At 65.3% G+C, this 17,784-nt stretch carries 16 protein-coding genes and 1 pseudogene; 10 read left to right on the top strand and 7 right to left on the bottom strand.

Annotation, left to right across the window (positions count from 1 at the left end):
• From ACP5M5_RS12560 to ACP5M5_RS12520, 9 genes and pseudogenes are all read left to right on the top strand, one after another.
• Positions 1 to 586, top strand: a pseudogene (locus tag ACP5M5_RS12560) (IS256 family transposase); the annotation flags it as partial.
• 387 nt (positions 587 to 973) lie between these two features.
• On the top strand, positions 974 to 1,666 hold the full coding sequence (gene gpmA / locus ACP5M5_RS12555; protein ID WP_427937873.1) for a 2,3-diphosphoglycerate-dependent phosphoglycerate mutase: 693 nt from the start codon (positions 974 to 976) through the stop codon (positions 1,664 to 1,666).
• Positions 1,667 to 2,477: 811 nt separating this feature from the next.
• On the top strand, positions 2,478 to 2,603 hold the full coding sequence (ykgO, locus tag ACP5M5_RS12550) for a type B 50S ribosomal protein L36 (protein ID WP_008492157.1): 126 nt from the start codon (positions 2,478 to 2,480) through the stop codon (positions 2,601 to 2,603).
• Positions 2,604 to 2,805: 202 nt separating this feature from the next.
• Positions 2,806 to 4,233 carry an FAD-linked oxidase C-terminal domain-containing protein gene (locus ACP5M5_RS12545; RefSeq protein ID WP_427937872.1) on the top strand — a complete coding sequence of 476 codons (1,428 nt, stop codon included), beginning with the start codon at positions 2,806 to 2,808 and terminating at the stop codon, positions 4,231 to 4,233.
• Positions 4,230 to 5,438, top strand: a complete 1,209-nt coding sequence (locus tag ACP5M5_RS12540; protein WP_427937871.1) for an FAD-binding protein — start codon at positions 4,230 to 4,232, stop codon at positions 5,436 to 5,438. The genes ACP5M5_RS12545 and ACP5M5_RS12540 overlap by 4 nt, the downstream gene beginning before the upstream one ends.
• Before the next feature lie 23 nt (positions 5,439 to 5,461).
• A complete protein-coding gene (gene glcF / locus ACP5M5_RS12535) occupies positions 5,462 to 6,802 on the top strand; it encodes a glycolate oxidase subunit GlcF (RefSeq protein WP_427937868.1) in 1,341 nt (446 codons plus the stop codon).
• Positions 6,803 to 7,000: 198 nt separating this feature from the next.
• Positions 7,001 to 7,390, top strand: a complete 390-nt coding sequence (locus ACP5M5_RS12530) for a hypothetical protein (RefSeq protein ID WP_427937866.1) — start codon at positions 7,001 to 7,003, stop codon at positions 7,388 to 7,390.
• Positions 7,387 to 8,886 carry a methyl-accepting chemotaxis protein gene (locus ACP5M5_RS12525; protein ID WP_427937864.1) on the top strand — a complete coding sequence of 500 codons (1,500 nt, stop codon included), beginning with the start codon at positions 7,387 to 7,389 and terminating at the stop codon, positions 8,884 to 8,886. Before ACP5M5_RS12530 ends, ACP5M5_RS12525 begins: the two co-directional genes overlap by 4 nt.
• 9 nt (positions 8,887 to 8,895) lie before the next feature.
• A complete protein-coding gene (locus ACP5M5_RS12520; RefSeq protein WP_427937862.1) occupies positions 8,896 to 10,482 on the top strand; it encodes an EAL domain-containing protein in 1,587 nt (528 codons plus the stop codon).
• An 89-nt stretch (positions 10,483 to 10,571) separates the two neighbouring features.
• Here ACP5M5_RS12520 and rlmN read toward each other — a convergent pair whose 3' ends face one another.
• Together rlmN and ACP5M5_RS12510 are read right to left on the bottom strand one after the other, a co-directional pair.
• Positions 10,572 to 11,732, bottom strand: a complete 1,161-nt coding sequence (gene rlmN / locus ACP5M5_RS12515) for a 23S rRNA (adenine(2503)-C(2))-methyltransferase RlmN (RefSeq protein WP_427937861.1) — start codon at positions 11,730 to 11,732, stop codon at positions 10,572 to 10,574.
• Positions 11,729 to 12,256 (bottom strand): invasion associated locus B family protein, encoded by a 528-nt coding sequence (locus tag ACP5M5_RS12510; RefSeq protein WP_427937860.1) that lies wholly within the window; start codon positions 12,254 to 12,256, stop codon positions 11,729 to 11,731. The genes rlmN and ACP5M5_RS12510 overlap by 4 nt, the downstream gene beginning before the upstream one ends.
• A 99-nt stretch (positions 12,257 to 12,355) precedes the next feature.
• On the opposite strand from ACP5M5_RS12510, the gene ACP5M5_RS12505 reads away from it, so the two are divergent.
• Positions 12,356 to 12,769: a hypothetical protein gene (locus ACP5M5_RS12505; RefSeq protein WP_427937859.1), complete on the top strand. Its 414-nt coding sequence runs from the start codon at positions 12,356 to 12,358 to the stop codon at positions 12,767 to 12,769.
• Positions 12,770 to 12,887: 118 nt separating this feature from the next.
• On the opposite strand, the gene ilvC is transcribed toward ACP5M5_RS12505, so the two are convergent.
• The 5 genes from ilvC to miaA are packed head-to-tail and all read right to left on the bottom strand — an operon-like array spanning position 12,888 to position 17,756.
• Complete coding sequence (gene ilvC / locus ACP5M5_RS12500) at positions 12,888 to 13,907, bottom strand: ketol-acid reductoisomerase (RefSeq protein ID WP_427937857.1); 1,020 nt, start codon at positions 13,905 to 13,907, stop codon at positions 12,888 to 12,890.
• A gap of 9 nt (positions 13,908 to 13,916) precedes the next feature.
• Positions 13,917 to 14,420 (bottom strand): hypothetical protein, encoded by a 504-nt coding sequence (locus tag ACP5M5_RS12495; protein ID WP_427937855.1) that lies wholly within the window; start codon positions 14,418 to 14,420, stop codon positions 13,917 to 13,919.
• The gene (gene ilvN / locus ACP5M5_RS12490; RefSeq protein WP_114911371.1) at positions 14,420 to 14,932 is read right to left on the bottom strand and encodes an acetolactate synthase small subunit; all 513 of its coding nucleotides are present in this window, start codon (positions 14,930 to 14,932) and stop codon (positions 14,420 to 14,422) included. Before ilvN ends, ACP5M5_RS12495 begins: the two co-directional genes overlap by 1 nt.
• Positions 14,932 to 16,713: an acetolactate synthase 3 large subunit gene (locus ACP5M5_RS12485; protein ID WP_427937853.1), complete on the bottom strand. Its 1,782-nt coding sequence runs from the start codon at positions 16,711 to 16,713 to the stop codon at positions 14,932 to 14,934. The genes ilvN and ACP5M5_RS12485 overlap by 1 nt, the downstream gene beginning before the upstream one ends.
• 29 nt (positions 16,714 to 16,742) lie before the next feature.
• Positions 16,743 to 17,756 (bottom strand): tRNA (adenosine(37)-N6)-dimethylallyltransferase MiaA, encoded by a 1,014-nt coding sequence (miaA, locus tag ACP5M5_RS12480; RefSeq protein WP_427937851.1) that lies wholly within the window; start codon positions 17,754 to 17,756, stop codon positions 16,743 to 16,745.
• Positions 17,757 to 17,784: the final 28 nt, after the last annotated feature.

Genomic DNA, 17,784 nt, shown 5'->3' with positions numbered 1-17,784 from the left:
TGGCCTGCACATCGGTCCCAGCGAAGCCGAGACGTTCTGGTCGAGCTTCCTCAAGAGCCTCGTCCGCCGCGGGCTGCGCGGCGTAAAGCTGGTCATCTCCGATGCCCATGAAGGACTGAAGGCGGCGATCCGTCGCGTGCTCGGCGCCTCCTGGCAACGCTGCCGCGTGCACTGGATGCGCAATGCCCTCTCCTACGTGCCCAAGGGCCAACAGAGCATGGTCTCAGCCGCGCTGCGCCAGGCCTTCATCCAGCCCGATCGCGCCAGCGCCAGCCAGACGCTGCGCCATGTCGCCGACCAGCTGCGCGCCAAGTGGCCGAAGCTTGCCGCGTTCATCGACGACAGCGAGGCCGACGTGCTGGCACACCTCGACTTCCCCAGCCAGCATCGCACCAAGATTCATTCCACAAATCCACTCGAACGTCTGAACAAGGAAGTGAACCGGCGCGCCGATGTCGTCGGCATCTTCCCCAACGAAGGCGCCATTGTCCGCCTCATCGGCGCCGTGTTGCTCGAGGCCAACGACGAATGGCTGTTGCAGCACCGCTACATGCAAACCGAGGCCATGGCCGAGCTGGCGCTACCAGCGCCAGATACCACGTTCACCCAAATCTTCAACCAGGCCGCGCGATCCGTGGCCACCTCAATCTACACCCCAATTTCCACCACATTGACGGACACGACCCTTGACTGTACCGTCCATACTCAGCCAAGTTCGATATTCCCGTCTTGGCTAGGCGCTTCATGGTGGCCGCCTGATCCACGAAGCCAGGTGGTTCTCTGCGACGTTCTATGGTGCCATACAGCTATGCACAGTTCTTGTCGTGACCCCACGAGATCGAGCGGCGCTGGGGTCCGGGGGATCGGCCGATGTCGGACGCCTGGGTGGACCCGTTCCTGCATCACGACCCGCCGGCCTGAATGGAGGCCGTGACAGGACCGACGCCCACCCCCGATCCGATGGACACCGCCGATGCCCACCCTTGTCCTGCTGCGTCACGGTCAAAGCGTCTGGAACCGGGACAACCTCTTCACCGGATGGACGGATGTTGACCTGACGGAGCAGGGGACGGCGGAGGCACGTCAGGCCGGAGAGCGCCTGGCCGCCGCCGGTTTCGGTTTCGATGCCTGTTTCACGTCGGTGCTGAAGCGCGCCATCAAGACGCTCGACCTCGTGCTCGACGCGATGGACCTTCTGTGGTTGCCCGTGGACAAGAGCTGGCGGCTCAACGAACGCCACTATGGTGCCCTGCAGGGCCTCGACAAGGCCGAAACCGCCCGCCATTACGGTGACGCGCAGGTGTTCGCCTGGCGTCGCAGCTGGGAGGTGCGGCCGCCACCGCTCGACGTCGGCGACACGCGATATCCGATTGGCGACCGGCGCTACAGCCAGGTGCCGCCCGCGCTGCTGCCGCGGTGCGAGAGCCTCAAGGACACCGTGGTGCGCGTGCTGCCATACTGGGAGGGCACGATCGCGCCGGCATTGCGCCGGAACCAACGCGTCCTGGTGACCGCACACGGCAACAGCCTGCGCGGGCTGGTGAAGGTGCTGACCGGGATGTCGGCGCAGGAGATCTGCGCGTTCGAAATGCCGACGGGCGCGCCCCTGGTCTGCGCGCTTGATTCGGCGCTCCGGCTCATCGACCGCCGTTTTCTCGCGCCCTGACCGCCGCCGAGGGCACCCGGGCCTCGCGCATCGTGGCGCGCCCGGTATGCCCTTACGCGGCCGCGACCTTCGGAGCAGGTCGGTCACCGTCTCCGCCAGGCCACCGGCGACCGAAACGACGATCGCATGTTCCTCCGTGTCGCGGATACTCAACCAGCGCGAGGGCCTGAGGACTGGCCCGGTTCTCTGCCCGCGCCGGCAATGCGGTGCTCACCATCGCGCCCGTCGCTACCGCGGCGGTGCGCGCAAAAAAAGCACGCCTCCCCGCTGCGGCGAGTTTGTCGCACCCTTTCATGGTCGTCCTCCCTAGAGTTTCAAATTTCTAGAATAAACGTGGTATAAAACGCTAGACCTCGCAAGCCTTTGTTTGATATATATAAATTGGGATAACGCGATGGGAGATCGGGCTTTATCTCGCATTCCGCGATAAAGGGATCTGAGGTTTGAAAAAGCCGTTCAAATTGGCGACTATGGAGGAAGCGTTGACGGCGCAGGGCGGATTGGCGCGGTTTGGCGAGTCTCTGCGGGCAATCCGGGTTGCCGCCCTGGTTGACCATGCGTTGCCAGCCCCGGCAGTGCGGCGGGATACGCGCCTTCGGTTCATAGTTTGCCGCTGATCCTGATGCTTGCCGGCGGCGGGACCGGCAGCGCCGGGGCTGTCCAAAACAAGCCGATAAACACCCTTCAAACCAACGCGCCAGCGCAATCTAAAAACCCAATCGTGGGTCTTGGGCCCACCACCTTGCTTGACAAAAGCGCGCGTGACGCTACACCAAGCTGCCGCGTCGAGAGAAACTGTCAGAGACCTGCCATGAAGATCCGTAACAGCCTGAAATCCGCCAAGCTACGCGACAAAAACTGCCGGGTGGTGCGCCGCCATGGTCGGGTCTATGTCATCAACAAGAAAAACCCCCGCATGAAGGCACGCCAGGGGTGACATACTAAGCCACATGTGAAGAAAAAAGGAGGAATTTCTTCTTTTTCTGAAGAAAAAGAAGCAAAAAGACTTCCCCTCGTTTTCTCGAAGTGGCAATGCCTATGGCATTACGCAGCAGGTAAAAGTTTTTTGGTTCTTTTTTTCAAAAAAGAACAAACCCTTCCCTCTTCGCCCTATATGAAGTGGATGCCGGGAGGATGTCATGATCGATCTGCCAGCCCCGAATCCAGCAACCCTTGCAGCGCGTGAGCGCATCGTTGCCGGTTTGCGCGCGATTTTGCCCGAAACCGGGGTCATCGCCGAGCCGCTCCGCCTCAAGCCTTATGAGACCGACGGTCTTTCAGCCTATCGCCAGACGCCACTTGCGGTGGCGCTGCCGGAAACCACCGAGCAGGTCGCCGCGGTCTTGCGCTTTTGCCATGATAACGGCGTCCGCGTGGTGCCGCGCGGTGCCGGCACCAGCCTCTCCGGCGGCGCGCTGCCGCTCGCTGATGCGGTGGTGGTCGGGCTCATGCGCATGAACCGCATCCTCGCCATCGATTATGCCGACCGTCTCGCGGTGGTGCAGCCCGGGGTCACCAATATCGGCATCACGGAAGCGGTGCGCGGCGCCGGTTTCTTCTATGCCCCGGATCCCTCGAGTCAGCTCGCCTGCATGATCGGCGGCAATGTCAACATGAATTCCGGCGGCGCGCATTGCCTGAAATACGGCGTCACCGCCAATAACCTCCTCGGCCTCAAAATCGTCACCATCGAAGGTGAGATCATCGACATCGGCGGCGCCCATCTTGACGCCGCGGGGTATGACTGGCTCGGCCTCCTCACCGGCAGCGAGGGTCAGCTCGCCATCGTCACCGAGGTCACGGTGCGCATTCTGCGCAGCCCCGAGGGCGCGCGCGCCATGCTCGCCGCGTTCACGAGCAACGAGATCGCCGGCGCCTGTGTCGATGCCATCATCACCTCAGGCATCATTCCGGTCGCCCTCGAATTCATGGACCGCCCGGCAATCCATGCCTGCGAGGCCTTCGCCCATGCTGGCTATCCGCTCGATGCCGAGGCGATGTTGATCATCGAGGTTGAGGGCAGCACAGCGGAACAGGACGATCTGCTCGCGCGGATCAAGGCGATTTGCGCTCGCTTTGACCCGATCAGCCTCAAGGTCTCGCAAAGCGCCGAGGAGTCGGCGGCGATCTGGAAGGGGCGCAAGGGCGCGTTCGGCGCGGTGGGGCGCATCAGCCCGGATTATCTCTGCATGGACGGCACCATCCCAACCGGCCGCCTGCCCGAGGTGCTGCGCCGCATCGGCGAAATGAGCGAAAGCTACGGCCTCAAGGTCGCCAATATCTTCCACGCTGGCGACGGCAATCTCCACCCCCTGATCATGTTCGACGCCAACGACCCCGAGAGTTTCCACCGCGCCGAGGCGTTCGGCGCCGATATCCTGAGGCTCTGCGTCGAGGTCGGCGGCTGCCTCACCGGCGAGCATGGTGTCGGGGTCGAAAAGCGCGACCTCATGCCGGCGCAGTTCAATGATCTCGAACTCGACCAGCAGCGGCGCATCAAAACCGCGTTCGATCCGGAGTGGCTCCTCAACACCGCAAAAGTGTTTCCGCTCCCGCGCGCCGCATGACGACGCTCGCCCCCGCCGAGGAAACCGAAATCGCCGAGGCGATCAGTGAAGCGCGCGCCCGCGGGACGCCGATCCTGCTCGCCGGCCACGCAACCAAGGATGGGCTTTTGCGCCCGGTGCAAGCAGAGACCACGCTTTCCCTCAAAAACCACGAAGGCGTCACGCTCTATGCCCCGAATGAGTTGATCGTCAGCGCCCGCGCAGGGACACCGATCGCCGAGATCGAGGCGCTGGTCGCCGCCAAAGGTCAGCAGATCATCGCCGAGCCGCCCGATCTCTCGGCCCTGCTCGGCACCGAGGGCGGGCAGACGCTGGGCGGCGTCGTTGCTTGCAACCTCTCCGGCCCGCGCCGCGTCACCGCAGGCGCGATGCGCGATCATGTGATGGGCCTGCGCGCGGTCAATGGCGCGGGTGAGGTCATTCGCGCCGGCGGGCGGGTTTTGAAGAACGTCACCGGCCTTGATCTCTGCAAGCTGCTCACCGGCAGTTTCGGGACATTGGCGGCGATCACCGAAATCACCCTAAAAGTCCTGCCAGCGGCCGAAACGATGGCAACGCTGGTGCTCCCCGGGATCGATGCGACACGCGGGGTCGCGGCACTTTCGGCGGCGCTGGGATCACCGTTTGGTGTCTCCGCCGCCGCCTGGTTGCCCGCCGCGCAAGCCGCGCGGGTTTCCGAACTCGCACCCTTCGCGGCGGCGGTGGCGCTGGTCAGGGTCGAGGATTTTCGCGCGAGTGTGGCCTATCGCGCCGGGCGCCTGCGCGAGACTTTGGCCGAATTCGCGCCGGCCGAGATCATCGCTGACGTGCCGAGCCACGCCCTCTGGCGGGCGGTGCGCGATGCGGCGCCGCTCGGCGTGGCCGGCCGGGAGGAAGCGGTCTGGCGGGTCTCGGTGCGGCCCTCGGCGGGGCCGGCGATCGTCGCCGCCGTCGAAAGCCTCGGCGGGCGCTGTTTTCTCGACTGGGGCGGCGGGCTGGTCTGGATCGTGGCGGACGCCTCGGCGGCCCATCACCGCGCCATCACCGGCGCGGCGCGGGCGGCGGGCGGCGTCTGGTGGCTGATGCACGCCCCGGCCGCCCTCCGCGCCAGCCTCGACGTGGTGCCGCCCGAGCCGGCACCGCTTGCCGCGATCGCGCGGCGGGTGAAGGCGGCGTTCGATCCCGCCTTCATTCTCAATCCCGGCCGTATCCACGCCGGCCTCTGAACCCCCTCCCCCCAGCCGCGATCATGCAAACCAATTTCACGCCCGAACAGCTTCGCGACCCCGAAATCGCGGTTGCCAATCAGATTTTGCGCACCTGCGTCCATTGCGGCTTCTGCACCGCGACCTGCCCGACCTTCGTCCTCCTCGGTGACGAACTCGACAGCCCGCGCGGACGCATCTACCTGATCAAAGACATGCTGGAGAGCGGCCGGCCCGCGAGCGAGGAGGTGGTGCGCCATGTCGATCGCTGCCTCTCTTGCCTCGCCTGCATGACTACCTGCCCCTCGGGCGTGCATTACATGCACCTCGTCGATCATGCCCGCACCTATATCGAGGAAACCTATCGCCGCCCCTGGCATGACCGCGCGCTGCGGGCGCTGCTCGCGCGCGTGCTGCCGCGCCCGCGGCTCTTTCGCGCTGCCCTGATCGCTGCAAAGCTCGCCCGGCCGTTTCGCTTCCTCGCGGCCGGAAAAAGCGTTTTGGCCAAGCGCGTTGCCGCCATGCTGGCGATGGCGCCGGCGCGGCTTGCCGCCCCGAGCGCGCTCGAGCGGCCCGGCACCCATGCCGCGCTCGGGCCGCGCCGGCAGCGTGTCGCGCTTCTTGCCGGCTGCGCCCAGCAAGTGCTCGACCCGGAGATCAACGCGGCGACGATCCGCCTCTTGACCCGTCTCGGCGTCGAGGTCGTCGTCGCCAAGGGGGCGGGATGCTGCGGCGCGCTCACCCATCACATGGGCCGGCATGACGAGGCAATGGCGGCGGCGCGCGCCAATATCGCGGCCTGGAGCCGCGAGAGCGAGGCCGGCGGCCTCGATGCGGTGATCATCAACGCCTCCGGCTGCGGCACCACGGTCAAGGATTATGGCTTCATGTTTCGGGCCGAGCCCGAGCCGTGGCGCACGCAGGCCGCGCGCATCTCGGAGATCGCGCTCGACATCAGTGAGTTTCTCACCCGCGTCGGTTATCGCCCGACGCGCGAGCCACCCGGCCTCACGGTTGCTTACCACGCCGCCTGCAGCCTCCAGCACGGCCAGAAGATCACCAGCGAGCCGAAAGCCCTGCTGCGCGCCGCGGGGTTTGCCGTCGCCGAACCGGCGGAAGGGCATCTCTGCTGCGGCTCGGCCGGCACCTATAATCTCATGCAGCCCGAGATCGCGACGCGACTACGCACGCGCAAGCTCGGCAATCTCGCCGCAACCGGCGCCGACATCATCGCCGCCGGCAATATCGGCTGCCTCACGCAACTCGCTGGCGACTGCTTGCCGGTCGTCCATACCGTGCAATTGCTCGACTGGATGGCGGGCGGGCCAGAGCCACACGCGATTGCGAAAGCGCGCCAAGCCGTTCGTGACCATCAAAAATTTTAAGCGACCGGGCCGTGTCACGCCGGCATTGGCTTTTGCTCACTGGCTTTTGCTCACTGGCCTGAGATCACTGGCCTGAGATCACTGGCCTGAGATCGCTGGCCGTAGATCACGCTGGGCAATTCACGCGCAATCCCTCTCATCAAACGTGCGGCACGTCGAGTTAAGCCAATCTTGACCAAGAGCGGCTAGGGTCGGCGCATGTTTCGCTCCAACAATAGCCCCTCAGCGCGCAGCATTCGGCCTTGGCCAGTGGCGGCGAATGCGGCGCTGCTGCTCGTCGTCAGCACGCTCGCGCTCGCCATGCTGACGCTGGCGCCGCCTCCGGCCGCGCCGGGGAGTGCTCCGCCCGGTGTGGGGTCCACAAGCACGGTCCGCGCCGCCGTTTTTCCCCCGTGGTGGAACGCAACGCGCAGCTTTCTCGCCGCATCCGCGGCCGGAGTGACGATCATCCGCACCGGCGCCATCCCAGCGATCCTGATCGTTCGTCTCGAGCACGCTGATAGCCGCGCCCGGCTACGCCAAGCCGGGGCGTGGTTGTTCCTCGATCCACAAGCCCTTGGTGGCTGCACTGGGAAAATTTCATCATGAGCCCTTCTGAAACCCGCCCGGCCGCGATGATGGCCGACGATGCCACGCTAACGCGGCTCCGCGAGAGCGCGAGCCGGGGATTGATCGCCTTTCTCTGGGCCAATGTCGCGTTGATTGTCGCCATCGCCGCTGCCCGCGGCCTCCCGTTGCTGATGCCAGCGTTGCTTGCCGTGGTGTTCGCCGGGGCGGCAACGATGTCGTGGCGGATGGCGGGGAATGGCGCCTCGACCCGCCTCGTCGTCGCGGTCGCGGCAATGGCGATGGTGGCGTTGGCGGTGTTCGAGATGGCGGGCCATGCCTGGCAGATCGACATGCATATGTATTTCTTCGCGACCCTCGCCGGCCTCGTGGTTTATTGCGACGCTGGCGCGATCCTCGCCGGCGCGGTCGCGGTCGCGGTGCATCATCTCGTGCTGAATTTCCTGCTCCCGGCGGCGATCTACCCCGGCGGCGCGGATTTCGGCCGCGTCGTCATGCATGCGGTGATCCTGGTGTCGGAGGCCGGCGTATTGATGTGGCTTGCCGACGCGCTCGCCCGGCTGATCACGCGATCCGCCCGCCAGATGGCCGAGATCGAAGTGGCACGAGCGGCGGAAAGTGCCGCCGTCGTCGAACGCCAAGCCGCCGAGCGCCGGCTTCAGGAGGCGGCGGCAGCGCAACTGCGCCGTCTCGCCGCCGGGTTCGAGGAGCGGGTCGGCGATCTCGTGCAAAACGTCGCCACCGCCGCGATCGAGATGCGGGCGACCTCGGCGGCGATGAGCCAGGCCGCCAATGACGCGACCGAGCGCGTCGGCCTCGTGGCCACGGCTTCGGACAGCGCCTCGGCCAATGTGCAAAGCGTCGCCGGGGCGACCGAGCAACTGACCGCCTCGATCCGCGAAATCAGTCAGCAGGTCGCGAGTTCGGCGGGGGGTGCGGGCCAAGCCGCCGAGGAAGCGCGGCGCACCAATGACAAGGTGACCGGCCTTGCCCAGGCAGCGCAAAAGATCGGCGAGGTCGTGAGCATGATTCAGGATATCGCCGGCCAGACCAATCTTCTTGCCCTGAATGCGACGATCGAGGCGGCGCGGGCCGGCGAACACGGCAAGGGGTTCGCGGTGGTGGCGAGCGAGGTCAAGGCCCTCGCCAACCAGACCGCGGGCGCGACCGAGGAAATCGCCACCCAGATCCAGGGCATCCAGAGCGCCACCGGCGAGGCGGTGTCGGCGATCCGGGGGATCGACGGCACCATCGGCCGCATCAACGAGATCGCCAACGCCATCGCCGCAGCCGTCGAGCAACAGGGCGCCGCAACCGGCGAGATCGCCGACAGCATCCAGCGCGCGGCGCAAGGCACCGACAATGTCAACCGTAATCTCGGCGGCATTACGCAAACCTCGAGCGAAATCGGCGCGGCGGCGGAACGGCCCCTTGTCGCCGCGACCGGACTTTCCTCGCTCTCGGAAACGCTACGCAAGGAAGTGGACAGCTTCGTCACCTCGATCCGCGCCGCGTGACGTCGCGCCATGACCGCAGCCCAGCACCCGCCGCGCGAGCGTTTCGTCACCTTCTCCTTTGCTGCCGCCGATCTCCTGGTCGAAGCAACGACGGAGGGCACCATCACCTTCGCGATTGGCGCTTTCCACTCGCTGCTCGGTCGCCCGTCAGAAAGTTTCGTCGGCCAGAAGGTGCGTGACTTGGTGGCACCGGGCGATCGCGAGGCGCTCGACCAAGCGCTGACCCTCCTTCCGATGCGTGGGCGGCAAGTGCCGATGACGCTGCGTCTCGCCGATAAGGCGCGCACCCCGCGCGCCCTCGCCGGGCTGTTGTTCGCCGAAGCCGGACGCCCCGCCAAGCTTTGTCTGACATTCGCGGCCCTGCCGCTGCCACTCAGCAAACCGGCGAGCGGCGCCGCGATGCGGCCGGTTTTGGAGGCGGCACAGGCGCGCCTTCGTCAAGGCGAGGGCGGCGAACTCAATCTCCTGGAAATCTCCACCTCGGGTCCGACCCGAAATCAGAGTGTTGCGATCGGCGCGGTGTTGGAGGAGATCATCCCTGGCGCCCTGGCCGGCGAGGCGGCGCCGGGCCGGATCGGCTTTCTGGCGGAGCCGGCGGTATCACAGGACCTCGTCACCGTTGCCGCCGCGCTGGAAGACGCCTTGCGAACCCATGGCGTCGCCGGCACTGTCGCCGCGCAGCGGCTCAGTTTGGCTGCCGACGCGCTCACGCCGGATCAAATGGCGCGGGCACTTCGTCACGCCCTCGGCGTGTTCGCCCGCGGCGGGATCGAGGGGCTGGCCAAAGCCGGGTTCGCTGGTGGGCTCGCCGATTATGTCCGCCAGGCGGGCAAGCACGCCGCGGTGCTGCGCCGGGCGATCCGCGAAGAACGCTATCAATTGCTCTATCAGCCAATCGTCCGCCTCGGCGATCGCGGCCTACATCATTATGAGGCGTTGCTTCGCCCACACGCGATCAACGGGGTCGAGATCGGCGGGACGCAGGATTTCGTCACCCTGATCGAGACGGTCGGCCTTGCCCACGAACTCGATCTCGCGGTCGCGAAACGGGCCGCTGCCGTCGCGAGCCACGCGCCGGCGCCGATCGCTTTCAATGTTTCCAGCCTTTCGCTCCAGGATGGCGGATTTCGCGCCACTCTGCTCGCGCAACTCGCAGGGGCCGCGAAAGGCCGTGTCATCGTCGAGATGACCGAAACCGCCGAGATCGAGGATCTCGAGCAGGTACGCCAAGGCGCCGAGGCGCTGCGCGGGCTCGGCATTCCGTTCTGTCTCGATGATTTTGGCGCCGGCTCGGCCGATATGCGCATCCTGCGCGCGGTGCCGGCGGATTATGTCAAGCTCGACGGCTCCTACGTCCCCGGCGTCGCGCAGGCCGGGCGGGAGCGCAATTTCGTCGCCGCGATGGCCGAAATCGCCCGTGCCGCCGGCTGCGCGATGGTCGCCGAGCGGATCGAAAGCGAATCCGAGGCCGAGATCCTGCACGGCCTCGGCATCACCTACGGCCAGGGCTGGCTGTTTGGTCGCCCCGGACCGCTGCCCGAAAACGCGAGCGGGGTTGCCCGCCGCCGCGGCGCCAGCGCCGGAAAATGGGAATGATCGCGGCGCGCTAGGCCGCCTCTGCAGGGCAAGATTGCGCCGCGACGTCGGCGCCAAGCGTGTCTTTCTGCCGCCCGAACGCCATGCCCTTAGTCGGGGGCCTCGGTCCGCAATTGCCCACAAGCGGCGAGGATGTCGCGCCCGCGCGGCGTGCGCACCGGCGCCGCATAGCCGGCCTCCATCACGATCTCAGCGAAACGGCGGATCGCGCCCGGCATGCTCGGCGCGAACTGGCTTCCCGGCCACGGGTTGAAGGGGATGAGATTGACCTTGGCGGGAAGCCCGGCGATCAGGCGCACCAATTCGCGGGCATCGGCCTCGCTGTCATTGACGCCGCGCAGCATGACATATTCGAAGGTGATCCGCCGCGCATTCGAGGCACCGGGATAGCGCCGGCAGGCGGCGATCAGCTCGGCGATCGGGTATTTGCGGTTGAGCGGCACCAATTCATCACGCAGATCGTCGCGCACGGCGTGCAGCGAGACCGCGAGATTGACCCCGAGTTCGGCCCCGGCGCGGTCCATCATCGGCACCACACCCGAGGTCGAAAGCGTGATCCGCCGGCGCGAGAGCGCGATGCCCTCATTGTCCATGATGATGGTCATGGCGCGGGCGACGTTCTCATAATTATAGAGCGGCTCGCCCATCCCCATCAGCACGATGGTGGAGAGCAGACGCGGTGTCTCCCCTTTCGGGCTCGGCCATTCGCCATAGGCGTCACGCAGCGCCATGAACTGGCCGACGATCTCGGCTGCCGAAAGATTGCGCTCGAGCCGCTGCGTCCCGGTGTGGCAAAATCGGCAGGAGAGTGTGCAGCCGACCTGCGACGAGAGGCAGACGGCGCCGCGATCCTCCACCGGATCGGGAATATAGACCGTCTCCACCGAAGCTGCATCGCGCAGACGAAAGAGGAATTTCTCCGAATCGTCGTTGCTCTTGTGGCGCCGCGCGACCTCGGGCCGCGCGATTACGAAGCGCTCGGCCAGCCGCTCCTGCAGCGGCCGCGCGATCGAGGACATCCGCGAAAAATCGCGCACCCCCTGATGATAGATCCAATGCCAGATCTGCTTGACTCGAAACGCCGGCAGATCGAGCGCAGCCAACGCCGCCGCCAGATCATCGCGCGAAAGCCCGATCAGATCGCGCCGTCCGTCAGCAAGCTCGGCGCTGGGCGGGGAAAAAAGCGCCGCCTTGGCGAGGATGCGCGCCCGCTCATCCTCACGCAGAGCAAGATCGGCGCCCACGCTCATTTTGCCGGACATGCCTTGGTGATCGCAGCATAAGCCTGCGCGAAGCCACGCAGGCTAAACTGGTCGGTCACCTGCAAATGGCGCAGCGCCGGCGCATGGGTCTGGATCTCGCGCGCATGGGTTTTGAGAAAGGCCGCGACGACGGCATGGCCGTCACGCGCGAACGCCGAGCGCTGCGCGGTATAGAGGGGAAAACTCGCCTTCTCCACTTGCAGGCGAACCTCGGCGCCGGGGGGGTAGGTGTAGCCTGCGCTGAGCGCGACCGCGTCACGCCCGGAGGGGCGCTCGGTCACCGAAAGGATAACATCGCCGCGGCCGGCGATCCTCGTCGACGAGCTGCGCACCCGGGTGAAGGCGTAGCAGACGAGCTGATCGGCTTCGTGATGGGTCGCTGCCGTCCACGCCTCGAAGGTGCCGAGCGGTTGCGGCGTATCGGCGCGGTCCGGCGGGCGCTTGGCCGCGGGTTCGGCGGCGGCGGCGGCGAGCGGGAGAAGAAGAACGGCGATGGGAAGAATACGGCGCATGCGGCGATGCAATAAGCGCTCTCCGGCGGCGCGACAAGCGGCCATCTTCGGTTAACTATTTTCGGCGATGCTGCGCGCAAGACCAGGCGAGAGAACGGCATGACCCGACACGGCATCCTGAACCGCGGCACCATCGAAACCTTGACGCTGGCGCGCGAAATGGCGCAGCAGACGGCAGCACGGGAGGCCGAGTGGCAACGCCATCGGCGAAGGCAGGTCGCGGATCTCGCCCGCTACCTCGCGGAGCGGAAGGCGAGCGCGGCCTCGGCCTGGGCGCCGACGAGCCCGGGTTGGCGGGAGATGTTGAAGGAAGCGGCGGCGCGGCTCACGCAGCTCGCAAGCGAGACCGATGCCGCCCTCGCTCACGCCGAGGCCAGGCTGCGCGCAACCCAGAAAGACCTCAACGTCGCCGAAAACCTCGCCGAGACCTTTGCCAAGGAGCAAAAATCCGCCGCCCTCCGCGCCGACGCCGCCGCCATCGCCGAACTCTGTGCGACGCGCGCCGCGCGCTAGAGCAAGGTAGGTTTTGATTGAACCATCCTGTTCAATCAAAACCGGCCAACTTGCTCGCCAAAATAGGGGTAGAGCGTGATCGACTTAAACCGATCGCGCGCTAAAGCCGGGCGTTCGTTCAGTTACGGGTCTTATCGACCAGCGCGTTTTTCGCAATCCACGGCATCATCGCCCGGAGCTTCTCGCCAACCTGTTCCACCGGGTGCTCGCCCATGCGCCGGCGCATCGCCTTGAAGCTGGTCTGGTTGACGCGGTTTTCCAGCATCCAATCGCGGGTGAACTTGCCGGATTGGATATCGCCCAGAACCCGCTTCATCTCGGCCTTGGTCTCGGCGGTGATGATGCGCGGGCCGCTGACATATTCGCCATATTCGGCGGTGTTGCTGATCGAATAGTTCATGTTGGCGATGCCGCCCTCATAGATCAGATCGACGATCAGCTTGACCTCATGGAGACACTCGAAATATGCCATCTCCGGCGCATACCCGGCCTCGACCAGGGTCTCGAAGCCGCCCTTGATGAGTTCGACGAGACCGCCGCACAGCACCACCTGCTCGCCGAAGAGATCGGTCTCGCATTCTTCCTTGAACGTCGTCTCGATGATCCCGGCGCGCCCGCCACCGATCGCCGAGGCGTAAGAAAGCGCGATCTCGAGGGCGTTGCCGGAAGGGTTCTGCGCGACCGCGACCAGGCACGGCACCCCGCCGCCGCGCTGATATTCCGAACGCACGGTATGGCCGGGGCCTTTCGGCGCGATCATGAAAACGTCGATATCGGCCCGCGGCTCGATCAGGTTGAAATGGATGTTGAGGCCATGGGCGAAGGCGATCGCCGCCCCCGGTTTCATATTGGCCGCGAGATGATCGCGGTAGAGATCGCCTTGCCCCTCATCCGGGGTCAGCACCATCACCACATCGGCCCATTTCGCCGCCTCCGCTGGGGCGAGAACGCGAAGCCCCGCCGCTTCCGCCTTGGCGACCCCCGGCGAGCCGGCGCGAAGTCCGACGACGATGTCCTTTACACCAGAATCCTTGAGATTGTTGGCGTGGGCATGGCCTTGGCTACCATAGCCGATCACGGCGACCTTCTTCGCCTTGATCAAATTCACGTCCGCATCGCGGTCGTAGTAAACGCGCATGTCTTACCCCTATTTTATGGTCACGAAAGCGGTGATAGCAAAGCTGAACAGCAGGAAAGTGATGCCGACCGCCATGCGATTGATCTGCGGAAAAATCAGATAGTTGATTAGCCGGTATTTATCTTCTGTTTTACGCTCTGTCACGTAGGGATCGATCTCTTTATCCTCGCTTTTCAAAAATTCCATGATTTTTCTGAGATAAACCCCGGCAATCGTTTCGTGAAAATTGGCGCGATGCGCCTTGCGTAACATCGTGTAGCTGGTCAGAAACAGCGACATCTTGATGAAAAAACTCAAGAGCATGACGATGCTCTGGTCTCTGATCATCTGAAGTGGCAAATGCTCGACAACGAAAACCACGGTGATGATTTGGAAAAACGCCCGCATCAAGACATATTGCGAGCGTTCTTGGTGCATCATCATGGTCGTATGGCTCTGGTAGAGACGAAAATAGACATCGAGAACGTGATTTTGTGCCGGCGTCGGCGGGAGAGGCGCGGGAGGCATCGCCATCAAATCACGTGCGCCCCGCGCGCGATCGCGGCGACCCCGGTGCGTGAAACCTCGGCCAGGCCCAGCGGGCGCATCAGCTCGAGAAACGCATCGAGTTTGTCGGGATTGCCGGTCATTTCGAACACGAAGCTCTCGGTCGTCGCATCGACGACGCGGGCACGGAACGCATCGGCAAGGCGCAGCGCCTCGGCCCGCTTCTCGCCGGCGCAGAGGATCTTGATCAGCGCCATTTCGCGCGCGAGATGCGGCCCCTCCTTCGAGAGATCGGCGACACGATGGACCGGCACCAGCCGGTCGAGCTGTGCCTTGATCTGCTCGATCACCATTTCAGTCCCCGAGGTCACGACATTGATGCGCGAACGCCCGCGCCCATCCTCGACCGGCGCCACCGTCAGGCTGTCGATATTATAGCCACGGCCGGAAAAAAGCCCAATCACGCGTGCGAGCACCCCGGCCTCGTTATCGACCAGGACCGAGATCGTCGCGGTGCGCATGCCATTGCCGTTCGCCATCACACCAGCACCAGGCCTTCATCGGTGATGCCGGCCGCCTCGCCCTCATGCTCGGGGCCGAGAATCATTTCATTATGCGCCGCCCCCGAGGGGATCATCGGAAAGCAATTCTCCGCCTGATCGACGGCGATATCGGCGATCACCGCGCGATCGCTGGCGAGCATCTCGTGGATGACCGGGTCAAGCTCCTCGATGGTCCGGGCGCGGAGGCCGACGGCATGAAAACTCTCGGCAAGCTTGACAAAATCCGGCAGCGCCGCGGTATAGCTCTCGGCATAGCGGCCGCCATGCAGCAATTCCTGCCATTGCCGCACCATGCCCATATATTGGTTGTTGAGGATGAACACTTTCACCGGCAGGCGATACTGCGCGAGCGTGCTCATCTCCTGGATATTCATCAGGATCGAGGCCTCGCCGGCGATATCGATCACCAACGCGTCGGGATGCGCGATCTGCACGCCCATTGCCGCCGGCAGGCCATAGCCCATGGTGCCGAGCCCGCCCGAGGTCATCCAGTGATTGGGGCGCTCGAAGCGGAAATGTTGCGCCGCCCACATCTGATGCTGGCCAACCTCGGTCGTAATGAAGGTCTCGCGCCCCGACTCCTTGGTGATTTCGTAGAGCCTGCGGATCGCGTGCTGCGGCTTGATGATCGCCCCCGGCGCCGTCGCCTGGGTGTAACGCAGGCAATCGCGCTCTCGCCAGGTCTCGATCTCGCGCCACCAGGCGGCAAGCGCGGCGCGATCGGGCGGCGCCTTATCCCGTTTCCAGGCGGCGAGCAGAGCCGCGAGCGCGCGCCCGGCATCAGCGACGATGGCAACCTCGACCGCGACGTTCTTGTTGATGCTGGCGGGATCGATGTCGATATGGATTTTTCGCGCGTTCGGGCTGAAGGCGTTGAGCCGGCCGGTGACGCGGTCATCGAAGCGCGCGCCGACCGCGAGCATGACGTCGCAGCCATGCATCGCGAGATTAGCCTCAACCGTCCCATGCATCCCGAGCATGCCGAGGAAAAGCGGGTCAGAGGCGGGAAACGCGCCGAGCCCCATCAGCGTCGAGGTGCAGGGAAACCCGGTTTCGCGCACCAGCCGGGTCAGCAGCTCCGCCGCCTCCGACCCGGCATTGATCACGCCGCCGCCGGTATAGATGATCGGCCGCTTCGCGCTTTTGAGAAGCTGAACCGCCGCCTCGATCTGCCGCATATCGGGGTCGAGACGCGGGCGATAGCTGCGGTGCGGCGCGGTTGATGCCGGCGCATAGGGGGCGGGGTTGATGACGATATCCTTCGGCAGATCGATCACCACCGGCCCCGGCCGGCCCGAACGCGCGACATAGAAGGCCTCATGGACGATACGCGCGAGATCCTCGGATTTCTTGACGAGATAGTTATGCTTGGTCGCCGGCCGGGTGATCCCGGTGGTGTCGGCTTCCTGGAAAGCGTCGTTGCCGATCAGATGGGTCGGCACCTGGCCGGTGAGGCAAACGATCGGGATACTGTCCATCAGCGCGTCGACAAGGCCGGTGACGGCATTGGTCGCGCCCGGGCCGCTGGTCACCAGCACGACGCCGACCTTGCCGGTCGAGCGCGCATAGCCTTCCGCCGCATGCACCGCCGCCTGTTCGTGGCGGACGAGGATATGGCGGATGGCGTTCTGCTGAAAAATCGCGTCATAAATCGGCAAAACCGCGCCGCCGGGATAGCCGAAAATCACCTCGACGCCCTGCTCCTTGAGCGCGCGCAACAAAACTTCCGCCCCCGGCCGCATCTCATTCGTCGTCATCGCCCATCACCTCTCAGCTCGCGGGTTCACTAGGCCGGGGAGGCTTGTGGCGTCAACCCGGCGGAGGTTAGAAAATTGAGCAGACCAGCCATGCTTCTTTGCGAAAATTGCGTGAAATCATCGATTCTCGTATCAATCGTATAAATCTCCGGGCTCAAGTGATGGTGACGAAACCATGTCGCCTGGCGCTTGGTGTATTGCCCGGTCACCAGCTCGGCCCGCTGCCTGGCCTCGGCGAGCGAGATTTCGCCGCGAAGATAGGCCGAGAGTTCCGGCACACCATGCGCGCGAAGCAGCGGCAAGGCGGGATCGAGGTTTTGCGCGAGCAACGCCTGCACTTCCGCGAGCGCGCCGGCCTCGAGCATCGCCGCGAACCGCCGCGCGATCGCCTCGCGCAAGACTTCGCGCGGCGGGTTGAGAAGAATGGCCGCGAACCGCCAGCCCGCCGGCGCCGGCGCGGCTTGCGCCTGCCAGGCAGCAAGCCCGCGCCCGGTCGCGAGAAAAACCTCCAAGGCGCGCGCGATGCGCTGGGAATCCTGCGGGCGAAGGCGCGCGGCGGTTTCGGGGTCACGCGCGGCGAGTTCAGCATGGAGCGCCGCCGGCCCGAGTGCCGCAAGCCGCGCGCGCGCTTCTTCCCGCACGGCGTCGGGAACCGGCGGGATCGCAGCCAACCCCCCGACCAGCGCTTGTAGATAAAGCCCACTCCCGCCGCAGAGAATGGGAACGCGCCGCTCTTCGCGCGCGCGATCGAGCGCGGAAAGCGCCGCCTCCCGCCACCAAGCGGCAGTCGCCGGCGGACTAGGCGGGAGCACGCCATAGAGATCATGCGGCGCGCGTGCGAGGTCGGCATCCGACGGACGCGCCGTCAGAACCCTGAGATCGCGATAGAGCTGCATCGCATCGGCATTGATGACGACACCACCGAGCCGCTCAGCGAGCGCCAAAGCCACCGCCGATTTGCCCGAGGCCGTCGGCCCAGCGACGATCAACGCCACCCCGCCCCTTGCCTCGGCGGAATTCCGCCCGCATGGTCCGCCCGCCATGAATTACGTCCTCACCCTCGTCGCCGAC

This window comes from Acidibrevibacterium sp., assembly GCF_049965395.1.
In the GTDB taxonomy this organism is placed as follows: Bacteria; Pseudomonadota; Alphaproteobacteria; order Acetobacterales; family Acetobacteraceae; genus Acidibrevibacterium; species Acidibrevibacterium fodinaquatile.
This window is presented reverse-complemented; position numbering and strand designations above follow the sequence as displayed.